The sequence below is a fragment of the Halobacteriovorax sp. genome (genome assembly GCF_048381875.1).
GTDB classification, from domain to species: domain Bacteria; phylum Bdellovibrionota; class Bacteriovoracia; order Bacteriovoracales; family Bacteriovoracaceae; genus Halobacteriovorax_A; species Halobacteriovorax_A vibrionivorans.
This window is the reverse complement of the sequence record NZ_JBLXBP010000002.1, coordinates 540,124-552,096: the sequence shown is the minus strand read 5'-3', so window position 1 is coordinate 552,096 and position 11,973 is coordinate 540,124. Positions and strand designations below refer to the sequence as shown.

Annotated in this window: 10 protein-coding genes; 4 read left to right on the top strand and 6 right to left on the bottom strand. The window is 36.0% G+C overall.

Features of this window, described 5'->3' with window-relative positions; all coding sequences use genetic code 11:
- Positions 1-3: 3 nt before the first annotated feature.
- Positions 4-2,412 (bottom strand): leucine--tRNA ligase, encoded by a 2,409-nt coding sequence (leuS, locus tag ACN5L8_RS06920; RefSeq protein WP_419172697.1) that lies wholly within the window; start codon positions 2,410-2,412, stop codon positions 4-6.
- A gap of 200 nt (positions 2,413-2,612) precedes the next feature.
- Between leuS and ACN5L8_RS06915 the strand changes: the two genes are divergently transcribed.
- From ACN5L8_RS06915 to ACN5L8_RS06905, 3 genes are read left to right on the top strand one after another with little or no spacing between them, the layout of a single operon-like run.
- Positions 2,613-3,116, top strand: coding sequence for a c-type cytochrome (locus ACN5L8_RS06915; RefSeq protein WP_115361693.1), 504 nt, complete (start codon positions 2,613-2,615; stop codon positions 3,114-3,116).
- 52 nt (positions 3,117-3,168) lie between these two features.
- Entirely contained in the window at positions 3,169-3,561 is a 393-nt protein-coding gene (locus ACN5L8_RS06910; RefSeq protein WP_115361691.1) for a cell envelope biogenesis protein OmpA, read from the top strand.
- The gene (locus ACN5L8_RS06905) at positions 3,562-4,083 is read left to right on the top strand and encodes a gamma carbonic anhydrase family protein (RefSeq protein WP_419172696.1); all 522 of its coding nucleotides are present in this window, start codon (positions 3,562-3,564) and stop codon (positions 4,081-4,083) included.
- Here the strand turns inward: ACN5L8_RS06905 and ACN5L8_RS06900 are convergent.
- The 5 genes from ACN5L8_RS06900 to ACN5L8_RS06880 are packed head-to-tail and all read right to left on the bottom strand — an operon-like array spanning position 4,076 to position 8,913.
- The gene (locus ACN5L8_RS06900; protein ID WP_115361688.1) at positions 4,076-4,486 is read right to left on the bottom strand and encodes a response regulator; all 411 of its coding nucleotides are present in this window, start codon (positions 4,484-4,486) and stop codon (positions 4,076-4,078) included. The genes ACN5L8_RS06905 and ACN5L8_RS06900 overlap by 8 nt on opposite strands.
- Positions 4,486-5,958 (bottom strand): hybrid sensor histidine kinase/response regulator, encoded by a 1,473-nt coding sequence (locus tag ACN5L8_RS06895; protein ID WP_115361686.1) that lies wholly within the window; start codon positions 5,956-5,958, stop codon positions 4,486-4,488. The genes ACN5L8_RS06900 and ACN5L8_RS06895 overlap by 1 nt, the downstream gene beginning before the upstream one ends.
- Position 5,959: 1 nt before the next feature.
- Complete coding sequence (locus ACN5L8_RS06890) at positions 5,960-6,421, bottom strand: hypothetical protein (protein WP_115361683.1); 462 nt, start codon at positions 6,419-6,421, stop codon at positions 5,960-5,962.
- 4 nt (positions 6,422-6,425) lie between these two features.
- Positions 6,426-7,181, bottom strand: coding sequence for a hypothetical protein (locus ACN5L8_RS06885; protein WP_419172695.1), 756 nt, complete (start codon positions 7,179-7,181; stop codon positions 6,426-6,428).
- A 7-nt stretch (positions 7,182-7,188) separates the two neighbouring features.
- Positions 7,189-8,913: a SpoIIE family protein phosphatase gene (locus ACN5L8_RS06880; RefSeq protein WP_419172694.1), complete on the bottom strand. Its 1,725-nt coding sequence runs from the start codon at positions 8,911-8,913 to the stop codon at positions 7,189-7,191.
- Positions 8,914-8,983: 70 nt separating this feature from the next.
- On the opposite strand from ACN5L8_RS06880, the gene ACN5L8_RS06875 reads away from it, so the two are divergent.
- Positions 8,984-11,893 (top strand): FecR domain-containing protein, encoded by a 2,910-nt coding sequence (locus ACN5L8_RS06875; protein ID WP_419172693.1) that lies wholly within the window; start codon positions 8,984-8,986, stop codon positions 11,891-11,893.
- Positions 11,894-11,973: the final 80 nt, after the last annotated feature.

Here is an 11,973-nt window from a genome sequence, read left to right as displayed (position 1 = left end):
AGTTTATCCTTTAACTACAATGTTACAAATTCTTCCCGGAACGTAGATCTCTTTAACAATTGTTCCCGTGATAAACTTTGCTACTTTCTCATCGGCCTTGGCCTGTGCAAGAAAGTCTTCTTTTGAGATATCAGCAGGTACATCAATTGTAGATCTCGTTTTACCATTTACTTGGATGGCCATTGTGATTAGGTCATCTTTAGCAAGCTCAGGATCAAAGGTCGGCCACGGAGCAAGTGAACAAGAAGTTGTTTCACCTAAGTTTGCCCACATCTCTTCAGCAGCGTGTGGAGCAAATGGAGAAAGAAGTCTTGTAAATGCTTTGGCCGTCTCAACTGAAACCTGACCAAGTTTAATAACTTCGTTATTCATTACCATCATTGCTGAGATCGCTGTGTTAAAGCGAAGGTTTTCTACATCTTCAGTAACTTTTTTAATTGTCTTGTGTAGGTGCTTTAGAACATCTTGATTCTTCTCTTCACCTTCGTAAGTATTTTCTGGGTTTCCATAGAAAGTGAATGATTTTCTAAGGAAGTTAAATACTCCTTTTACGCCTTTTGTTTGCCACGGCTTAACTTTTTCAAGTGGCCCCATGAACATTTCATAAAGTCTAAGAGCATCTGCACCGTATTCTTTGATGATATCATCTGGGTTTACAGTATTTCCTTTTGACTTACTCATCTTCTCACCATGCTCATCTAGGATAAGACCTTGATTGAAAAGTTTCTGGAATGGCTCTTTTGTAGAAACAAGTCCAAGATCAAATAGAACCTTGTGCCAGAAGCGAGCGTAGAGTAGGTGAAGAACAGCGTGCTCAACTCCACCAACATAGAGATCGACTGGCATCCAGTATTCTTCTAATTGCTTATCCCAAGCAACTTCAGAGTTCTTTGGATCAATGAAGCGTAGGTAGTACCAACAAGACCCTGCCCACTGAGGCATTGTATTTGTTTCACGTCTTGCTTTCTTGCCTGTCTTTGGATCAGTTAAGTATAACCAATCATCAATGCGAGCTAGTGGTGACTCACCAGTTCCCGATGGTTCATACTTTTCAACTTCAGGAAGACCAACTGGAAGCTCATCTTCATCAAGACATCTTACAGTTCCATCTTCAAATTTTAAAATTGGGAATGGTTCTCCCCAGTATCTTTGACGAGAAAATAACCAGTCGCGAAGCTTGTAGTTAATTTCTTTCTTTCCGATATTTTTTTCTTCAAGGTGAGCGATAACTTTTGAAATCGCATCTTCTTTATTTAGCCCATCTAGGAAGTCTGAATTAATATGGGTACCATCTCCAGTGAAGGCCGCTTCATTAACGTCTCCACCTTCAAGGACTGGAAGGATTTCAAGGTCGTATTTCTTAGCAAATTCCCAGTCTCTTTCGTCGTGAGCTGGAACGGCCATGATCGCTCCTGTTCCGTACGAGATTAGGACATAATCAGCAATCCAAATTGGAATCTCTTTTCCATTAAGAGGGTTGATTGCATAAGCGCCAGTGAAAACACCGGACTTATTCTTATTTAGATCCGTTCGATCAAGATCAGACTTAAGGGCCGCTTCTTTGATATAGGCTTCAATATCTGCTTTTTGATCTTCAGTGGTAATTTTTGCAACTAGGTCGTGTTCAGGAGCTAGGACCATGTACGTTGCACCAAAAAGAGTATCGGGACGAGTTGTGAAAACATCAATTTTCGAATTTGCACCTTTTACTTCAAAAGAAACCTGTGCACCTTCTGAGCGACCAATCCAATTTCTCTGTAACTCTTTTAGAGACTCTGGCCAATCAAGATCATCAAGATCTTCGAGAAGACGGTCTGCGTATTCAGTGATCTTTAACATCCACTGCTTCATTGGTTTTCTAACAACTGGGTGACCACCAACTTCAGATTTTCCATCGATTACTTCTTCGTTAGCTAGAACTGTCTTAAGTTCAGGACACCAGTTAACAGAAATCTCATCTTCAAAAGCTAGGCCTTTATTATAAAGTTGAGTAAAGATCCATTGAGTCCACTTATAGTAATCAATACTTGAAGTTGCGATCTCACGATCCCAATCATATGAGAATCCACAAGCCTTTAGTTGTCTTGTGAAGTTTCCAATATTTTCTTTTGTTATTACATTTGGGTGAGTTCCCGTTTTGATGGCGTAGTTCTCAGCAGGAAGTCCAAATGAATCCCAACCCATTGGGTGAAGAACATTGTGCCCATTCATTCTTTTAAAACGAGCTAAGATATCTGTTGCTGTGTATCCTTCAACGTGACCAACGTGAAGTCCTGCACCTGATGGATAAGGAAACATGTCCAATACATAGTATTTAGGTTTCGTCTTGTCTGTTGAGTCGGTTCTAAAAGTTTTGTTGTCTTCCCAAAACTTTTGCCATTTTGGTTCAATCTCACCAAAGTTGTACTGCATTAAAAGCTCCTGAATTTACTTAAGTTTTTGTGGCCGAATTATAAACCCTATAATGTAGAACGTCCATGTATTAGCCGTGCGTTATTGATGACGCGCAAGGCAGTAAGATTTGAGCTTGATACCTTTACGATTGCCAAAATCAGTCAGGACAATTATACTTAAGCCATTAAAAGTAGATTAATTTTTGGAATGGAGAAACGATGTATCGTTTAGTGCTATTTTCCCTCACTTTAGTAGGGCTAGTTCTTGTTATGAACTTATCAAGTTACCAGAGCGTTGAAGTCAACAATGAGAAATATAATTTTGAAGCAGCTGAAAAAGCTCATATTGCTCACTTAAAAGAAGTTGAAGAACTTGCAAAAATACACGCTGAAGTTACAGCTCCACCAGTTATCACTGATGAAGTAATCGAAGAAAAGACAATTATCCCTTTAGATACTCCACAACTTGAAAGAGCAGATAAGCTTTATAAGCAATGTATTGCATGTCACGCTAAAGATGGTTCAGGGAAAGCCGCTAATAAGGCACCTCGTATTGGTGGACAAATGGAATGGTATATTGAGAAGCAACTTCTTGATATGAAAAACGGAGTACGTGTTAACCAGCAAATGTTAACTATTGTTAAAAAACTTTCCCCAGAGGATATTGCTGATTTAGCAGCCTATCTTTCAAAGATTCCATGGGGTGGAGTTAAAGAAGAATAAAATTCAAATCTAAATAAGGCCGCTTTAAGCGGCTTTTTTTTTGGGAGCAATCATGAAGATATTTTCACTATCGCTTTTAATTGTCTTAGTTGCCTGCGCTTCTAAACCTAAACTCTACCCAAATAAGGCCTATCAAAAATATGGAAAGGAACAAGCTGATCGAGATATCTCTCTTTGCATGGATAAGGCCGATGAGTTTTTAGAAAGTGAGCGTGGAAGGCAGATGATTCGTGAAGGTGGAAAAGGTGCTGCATGGGGTGCTATTGTTGGTGCTGTAGCAAGTGCTGTCTTTGGTGGAAATGCTGGACGAGGAGCCGCTCAGGGCGCAGCTATTGGCGGAGCGAGTGGTGCCGCATCAGCAGGTCTAAGTGAAGATGAAGTAAAACAGCGCTTTGTTAATCGCTGTCTTGCTGAAAAAGGTTATGAAGTAATTGGGTGGAGATAGATGACGCTATATCGTTATAAAGGAATTGAACCAAGTCTTGGTGAGGGATGTTTTGTCGCCGACTCAGCAGATGTCATAGGAAGGGTCTTTCTTGGAAAGAATGTTTCTCTATGGTTTCAAGTTGTTGCTCGTGGTGATGTGAACGAAATACACATAGGTGATAATTGTAATATTCAAGATCTGACAATGCTTCATGTTGTTGAAGATATTCCGTTAATTATCAAAGAGAATGTTAGTGTGGGCCATAGTGTAACTCTGCACGCGTGTACAATTGAAGAAGGCTGTCTTATTGGAATGGGGGCCACTGTTCTTGATGGTGCTGTCATTGGAAAAAACTCTATTGTAGCAGGGGGAAGTGTTGTTCCTCCTGGAAAAGTTTATCCCCCTGAGAGCTTTATTATAGGTACTCCTGCTGTTGCCAAAAGAAAGCTCACACCAGAAGAGGTGAATACATATAGTAATCATTATAAGTCTTATCTTTTAACAAAAGATGAGTTTTTAAATGAAGTCGAGCCTATTTAATCTTTAGGAGAGAGTAGACCTTATCGATGAGATCATCTCTTGAAAATGGCTTTACTAAAACATTTGTTACACCAGAATTAATAACACTAACCATTGAGCGATTATCTAAAAATCCTGAAATAAGAAGATACTTCATTTTCTGATACTTCATTGATTTACTTGCAACATCGATAAAATAAGTTCCATCCTTATCAGGTAATTTATAATCAATAATAACAAGATCAAAATCTTCATTTCTAAGTTTTAAAAGTGCCACACTTACCGTATCAGCAGTAACAATATTTTTAAATGCACCAGTTTGCTCTAAAAATGTTTTGATAAGAAAGCAGATCTTTTCCTCATCATCAACAATGAGAACAGAAGGTTTTTTTGCTAATGGTGGACTTGCCGGAGACATTGCCATTAGTTATTCTCCTCACTCTTAATTCCAAGTAAATCTAGAATATCTTCTTTTTCAAAAGGCTTCTCAAGGAACCCTTTTATTTCCTGATAACCTGCTATCAAGTTCTTTTGAGCTACACCTGACATTATAAACACAGGTGTCTCATCTCCTTGACTAGCAAGCTCTTTTGCAAACTCAACACCATTCTTCTCAGGCATATCATAGTCTGTGATGATGGCATCTACATTTGTACCCAATAGAAGTCTTTGAGCTTCAATTGCATCGGAAGCAAAGATAAGATTTACTGGCCCATCTTTAAAATACTTTGCAAATAAGTTTAATATTTGTGGTTCATTATCAATTACTAGAACTCTTTTGAAATCTAAATTGATACTAAGTTCACTATCTGTAAATGAAGTCGTCTCCATTTTTGGAAGAGTGATTTCAAAATTACATCCGCTATCAGAATCCACAAGCTTTAAACTACCTGAATATGAATCGATAATTTTAGAAGAAATAGCAAGGCCAAGCCCTGTACCTTCTCCAACTTCTTTTGTAGTAAAGAAAGACTCAAATATTTGATCTTTATTTTCTGCATTAATTCCCGGTCCATTATCAATAACATTGATAATGTGGCAAACATCATCTTTTGTAATTGTTATTGTAATAGTAGGAGAGGCTACCTTAGCGTCTACAAGGGCGTGGATTGCATTAGTTACTAAGTTAATAATAACTTGCTCCATTTCAATTGGGTTGGCCAAAATAATTGAAGACGATTTGCAGTCAAATTCAACTTTGATTCCATCTTGTTCGAGTGGAACTTTCAAAAGGCTAAGAGATCTTTCAACTACTTTTTCAACAGAAATAAATTTCTTATTACTATCTTTATTATGTAGGAAGCTCTTTAAGCCTTTTATGATTTTTGTAATACGATCGATAGAGTCTTTAGTATCGTGAATACTTCCAGTGATTAGATCTTTTGATTCAATATTCTCATTACTAATTAGAGCATCCACTAATTCAAGGTTTCCAGATGCGATCGTAAGAGGATTTGAAATCTCATGTGAGATCGTAGCAGTAATCTCTCCGATAGTACTTAGTTTATCGGCTTGAATAATTTGGTTGTGTATCTCTTTGAGTTCTTCAATTTGATATCGATATTTTGTATAAAGATTCTTTTCAATACTAATATCATTAAAGCAGACAATCTTTTCATCATTTGCTTCAATCGCTTTAATAATAACGTGGTAAAAAGTTTGATCGTCAAGATAGATCTCTACTTCTGGACCGACTTTTACACCTTGAATATCATAGAGAAAACTTTCAATTTCAAAACCTGTAAATAAGCTTCTAAGTTTTGGTCCTTTCTTTAAAATTCGTGGTGACTTCTTAAAGAATGAAGCAAAGTAGTGATTATAATAAACAATTTCATTGCTCTTGTTTACAACACAGATAGGTTCGAAAATTGAATCGTAGAGATTGTAGTTGCTCATATTAGCTCATCTGTTTAATGAATTGAAAGTATTGTGCTTCGATAGCATCAAACTCAAGTTCTTCTCCTGCATCATTTTTCATAACAGGTGCTTTATTATCAACAACGTCACTTGTATTAATTAGAATCATTTTAACTTCGTCAGTTGATTCTTCGTAATATGGAGCATAGAAGCTCTCAACATCAATACCGGGCTTGATAAAGCCGTGGACCATATTAATTTGTTCGATGACACTTTGTGGACAATGAGAGTAGGTGATCTTGCCAGATAATTCACCTAGCATATTGATCCATTCTCTAATTCCACATGAGTTTATCATTTCAACATTGTTAAAGTTGATATGTAACTTTTTATCTTTCAAATCGAGAATAGGCTTTAGATCAGCATCCTCGTCAATTCTTCCTGTTAGATTAACAATGGTTGTGTCATTTTCTGTTTTGACTTCAACACTTAAGTTACTCATAGTTTTATTCCTTTAAATTATATAAGTTTATTGAAGGTATTCTTTTACTAATATCTTTGTATCTTTTGTTCTTCTCAATATAGACATAGAAGTCTGTTGATTCAGGATTTTGAACAACTTGCAAGCGATCACAATTTTGCAAGATGAAGTATAGTCCTAGTCCTGCTCCACGGCCCTCTTGCCTTGGTTTCTTCTCTTTAGCTGCTCGGTAAAGGGATGAAACAATTGAGGATTTCTTCACTTTAGTATAACTCTTGTAGTGGATAATAATCTTGTAATCATCTTGAGAAACGCGTATTTCTCCCTTTTTTTGGGTACTTGTCCTATGAAATATATCATTTGTGTAGAACTCGTTGGTAACTAGATTTAGTTTACTTGAGATACTCTCGTGATAACCATCGAAGTCAATATCTTGAAGAAGATGTTGAAGGCTTTTATCAAACCCATCTTCACTTTCAATAATTACTTTATTTTGCACCTTGGGAGCGATACGACTTTCGAGATTATTTTTTCGTTCATCATTTATAAAGTCCACGACAGATTTAATTTCATCTTTTAGGCTAGGGGAGTTTGCAATAATATGGTTTGCACCATTATCAACTAGATATTTTAAGTTAATAAGAGTGTCATAGCGGCTGATAAAAATATCACTGGCCTTTTGAAGCTCATCTCCAATTGCAATATTTTGATTTGGAGAATGGAGATTGAGATTTTCAATTTCTTCAAATTCTGAATGTTGGATATTTAACTTTATTCCCATAATTACATCACTTTACTTCAAGACAAATTAGCGTTAGATCATCATCAAATGAGTCAGACCCTCTGTGGTCGTGTACAATAGAAACTATTGTATCACGAATTTCTTTACTTGTGTTCTGCCCATAGGTCATAAGGATCTTAAGAAGTTTTCTAAGTCCCCATTGTTTACCCTCACTATTTTCAGCTTCAGTAATTCCATCCGTCATATAAACAAGAAGCTCACCGGCCTCTAGTTTGATCGTTTCATAAGAGTATGAAGATTCGTTACTTTCACCAAGTCTAGGTCCTTTAGCATCAATTAGTGGAATAATATCTGCTTTAGTGATCTCATTCTTCTTTGGAACTTTTAATACTTCCAAGTGACTAGCGTTTGTATATGAATACTCTCTTGTCTTGGTGTTGTAGACCGAAACAAATGCTGTAAGAAGAATTTTATTATTTGAAAGATCGATGACTTTATTTAAGTACTGAGTGATTTCAGCTGGAGAAATAAGAGATGTCTCTTCTTCTAGTCTTATTTTAATACTATTAAAAGCCGAATTAATGGCCGATGTTAGAAGCGCTGCTGGTAGGCCATGTCCTGTAGCATCTGCGATAATTGTTATGATAAAGTCACCAAATTCATGATGTCCCCACCAGTCACCACCACATTCACTTGCTGGTGCTGCATAAGAGCTAATACGGACATCGTTGGTTTCAATATCCTTAGGTGGAAAGAACTCTTCTTGGACAAGTTTTGCAACTTTTACCTCCTCGTCTAAACGGGCCTTCTCCTTCATCTTTTCAATATAGTCTAAAATATCGCGAGACATCTGGTTGAATGAATCGCCGAGAGTTCCTAGTTCATCTTTTGTTTTAATTTCTACTGTTGACTCAAAGTCTCCTTGTCCAATACTTAGTGCACGTCTGTAAAGTTTTTCAATAGGCTTTGAAATTGTTCTCGATAATAAGACGATAATAATTGTAGAAAGTGCGATAATGAAAATGGCAAAATATAAAGCTCTTTGAGTTAAAAACTTTGTTACTGAAAGAGCATCTGATTCAGAGATAGTGGAAACAACAGAAAGCTTAAAGGCCTTTGTTTGTGCTGTTGATATAAGGTAGTCATCATTGTTGAATCGAACCTTTTTAACAATATTATTTCCTTTGAATTCATTCTTATCATACTCACTTAGCCCAATAAGATCATTTCCTAGGACTAGCTTTCCATTTTGAAAGACGAGAGTATTATAGGTGCGGTTTTGTGAGAGTAGGTTACTTAAAATATTGGCCTTAATAACTATGGAAGCAAGATTGTCTTTAAACTTTTTAGTGAGAATAACAAATTTTTCATCTTCAAAAGTAAATGATGCAATTGAATCATTCCTTTGATTCTTTGGTATGGCCAATTTGAATTGGTTCTCATCTTTATCAAAGTCGCGATTAATGATGAATTCTCCTTTTTCAAGGTAGGCCAGAATATACTTTGTTTCACTAATTGCTTTTGATTTAAGCTTTTTGTTTTTTATTAGTGATAAGTTTTGAAGATCGGAAGTAATTCGATTAAGAGTATAATTGAATTCTTTTGCTACACTCGTAACGTTAAAGAGCGAGTTCTCGTAGAGATATGCTTTCTTATCTTTTTCAAATAAGTGCGTCGCATACTTTGTCAGAAAAGCAATAACAACAATCAGCAATGCAGTATTTAAAGTAATCAGTTTAAACTTGATCGGAAAGATCGGTTTCTTGCCCATTATTTACCTACGTAGAAGTCTCTTAAATATTTAGATACAATGATATTAACGATTTGCGCCATGCGCAAGAATGAGAAAAGAGTACCAGTATGGAAAGAGGATAGTGGGACGAGTTAATTCACTATTAGATACATTCGTTATCTTAGTATGTATTTGTGTTGCCGCCTTTGCTGGCAATCAAGTTTTTAATACTTCATATTATCCACCGATAATTGGTGGAGAGCGCATTACTTTAGGCCAAGTCTTTGAACTTCGAAATGATGTCCGTCGCAGAAGTTTCGATAATTTCTCATGGCATGATCTTGGAAGTAATGAAGCCTTATATCATAATGACCGAATCTTTACGGACAAGGACTCCACAGCTGAGCTTGAATTTAGTTCTGGAAATCGACTGAAAGTTTCTGAAGAAAGTCTTTTTAAAATTACGCAAGATACTGATGGAATTAATCTTAATATTGAGCAAGGTGTAGTCTTTGCTACATTAAGTAATTCTAGTGAAGCGTTTGTTGTAAAAGTAGGTGATCAGATTTATGAAATTAAGTCAGATAGTTCAAAGATTAAGATTTCAACAGATGGTAAGAATAAAGAACTTTCAGTATTAGAAGGACAGGCCAAGGTTCGCCTTGGAAATCGTGAGGAAACAATTGAAAAAGGTGTTCGTGTACTTTTAACGAATGACTCTTATACGGTAAAGAAAAGTTGGCCAAGCGATTTTACTCCTACTGATGGTAAGCTTTTCTACCTTGTTGAAAATAATCAAGTGAAGTTCAGTTTCAATGAAGATGTAGAAAAACTACATCTTTCAAAAACTAAGTCTGCATTTGAAAATGGGGAAGTCTTTGACGTAACAAATAATCAAATCGCAATAAAGGACTTAGGGCAGGGGATTTACTACTGGCAGGTTTCCAATGATAAAGAGGTTTCGACAGAGAAGTCATTTGAAATAATATTTGAAGAGATTCCAACATTTGAGAATTTAGAAAATGAATCAAGATTACTTGTTGGGCAAGAAAAGACAATTTATACACAGTCTTTTGATTCAATCGATTTTTTCATTAATGATGAAATTATTGAAGATGTCGATTATGATGATGGCGTTTTAAAAGTTAATTTCGATGAAGTTGGCTCTTATAAATTAAGCTATCGTAATAAGTCCATTGAACACCCATTTGCTTTAAAATCAAAAAGTCATTTAATTGAAGTTATTAAGGCACCTGAGAAGATTGTTCTTAAAAGACCGTTTAATGGTGAAGAATATTATTTCTACCAGAAAGATCTCGTTGAGTTTAATTGGGAAACAGCAGATCTTCCTGAGGGACTTGAGACTTATCTCGTTTTAAATGGAAAGAGACACCTGGTGGCCGGTCAGTCTTATAAGATTCCTATTGAAGAAAGTGGCGATTATGAATGGTCCCTAGAGTATTACTTTAATGGTGAAAAAGTATCAGCATCTGATGAGAATGAGTTTAGTGTAACATTTGATAATGATAACTCCGCTCTTGAAAATGGACGAAAGGTAGTCGTTAAAAAGCCAGGAGATATGATTGACTTAACTTGGGCAAATAAAGCTGCTCCAGGAGAGCGCTCTTTTCAGGTAGAGATTTCAAAAGATCGTAGCTTTAAAAATATTGTTCAAGAGATTGAAACAACTGAGGCCAATACAAAATTACTTATTAAAGAGCTTGGTGTTCATTATTGGCGAGTGAAAAATGAGTCTGGAAAATTTGTTCCTCCAGTAAAGATTATAATTGTTCCTCCACCGCCACCGCCAGCACCGAAGATTAAAAAGATAGAAAAGCGTGTTGAGATTAATCAGTTAGGGCCAATTGTTGGAAGAGTTTTGAATTGGCTTATTCCTGTTGCTCATGCAAAAGACGATATTGTACTTAAGTGGGAAGCTGTTAATGATGTAAAAGAATATCGTGTACAAATCCTTGATGGAGATGACATTGTCGTCGATGAGAAGGTGAAAATAAATCGCTATGAATGGAAGGATTATTCAGTTGGACATTTTCAATGGCGTGTATCTGCTATTGATTATTGGAACCAAGAGAGTGAATTCTCGTCTAAAGAAGACTTAATTGTTACAAAGAAGTTTGGTGGTGCTCAAGGCATTAATTTATTATCACCTAGACATGGTAAGAGATTTAAGAAAGACGATGTCATTGAACTTCAATTTGAACAAGTAAGAGGTGATAGGTTCTATATCGAATTCTCTAAAGATCGCTTTTTTAGAAATATTAAAGAAGTTAGTTTGGGGAAGGCGACGTCTTATCGATTTAAAAATCAGCTTGAAGAAAGCTTTTACTGGAGAGTTAAAGCAATTGAAAAAGGTGATGTCATTTACTCAAAGAAACGTCGAATCGATATTAAAAAAGAGATTAAAGAAAATAGAATTTCTAAATCAAAGCCTAAACTAGAAAAGAGTGAAAGAGATACCCATTGGTTTGTAGGGTTTAGTCCTGAATTATTAACTTACGATATTATTAGTAATTCAAAGAAACTAGAAGTCGATGACATGAATCTAATTTCTATCATTGGTGGTTATAAAACAAAGATTAAGGACTATGATGCTAAGTTTTCTCTCAAGCATTCAAGTGGAGTTGTTTTTGAAGATCTAGCTTTTAATCGTACACGTCTAGGGGCCCAAGTATTAAGTCCTTTAAACTCTGTCGCTGGGCTTAAGTATGGAGTCGTCACTCAAGTTGAATATCGAAATGAACTAAGTGTTCTAAGCGACAATTCTATTGAATCAAATGCTGAGTTTTACCTTAACCTCGCTCCATCTCTTAATTACAAAATAGGTAAGGTTTCAGCTGAGCTAAATTACTTTATTCTAAATTATTCTGGGCTAAACTTTGAAGTTTCTTACGAAATAAGTGATATGTATCAGGCATCTTTTAGCTATGAAGACTTTAGCAATAGCGACATCGAATCCACTCAGCAAAGTATGGCCTTTAATCTTCAATACAACTTCTAGGAAATGTAATTTATTGAATGGCCATAATACTGGTCAGTTTATAAGGGCATAAATCTTCATATTTACACCTAAGTAACTGA

Excerpts from the sequence above, each read along its gene's own strand:
- leuS (WP_419172697.1), bottom strand. The coding sequence starts at position 2,412 with ATGCAGTACAACTTTGGTGAGATTGAACCAAAATGGCAAAAGTTTTGG.
- ACN5L8_RS06915 (WP_115361693.1), top strand. The coding sequence starts at position 2,613 with ATGTATCGTTTAGTGCTATTTTCCCTCACTTTAGTAGGGCTAGTTCTT.
- ACN5L8_RS06910 (WP_115361691.1), top strand. The coding sequence starts at position 3,169 with ATGAAGATATTTTCACTATCGCTTTTAATTGTCTTAGTTGCCTGCGCT.
- ACN5L8_RS06905 (WP_419172696.1), top strand. The coding sequence starts at position 3,562 with ATGACGCTATATCGTTATAAAGGAATTGAACCAAGTCTTGGTGAGGGA.
- ACN5L8_RS06900 (WP_115361688.1), bottom strand. The coding sequence starts at position 4,486 with ATGGCAATGTCTCCGGCAAGTCCACCATTAGCAAAAAAACCTTCTGTT.
- ACN5L8_RS06895 (WP_115361686.1), bottom strand. The coding sequence starts at position 5,958 with ATGAGCAACTACAATCTCTACGATTCAATTTTCGAACCTATCTGTGTT.
- ACN5L8_RS06890 (WP_115361683.1), bottom strand. The coding sequence starts at position 6,421 with ATGAGTAACTTAAGTGTTGAAGTCAAAACAGAAAATGACACAACCATT.
- ACN5L8_RS06885 (WP_419172695.1), bottom strand. The coding sequence starts at position 7,181 with ATGGGAATAAAGTTAAATATCCAACATTCAGAATTTGAAGAAATTGAA.
- ACN5L8_RS06880 (WP_419172694.1), bottom strand. The coding sequence starts at position 8,913 with ATGGGCAAGAAACCGATCTTTCCGATCAAGTTTAAACTGATTACTTTA.
- ACN5L8_RS06875 (WP_419172693.1), top strand. The coding sequence starts at position 8,984 with ATGAGAAAAGAGTACCAGTATGGAAAGAGGATAGTGGGACGAGTTAAT.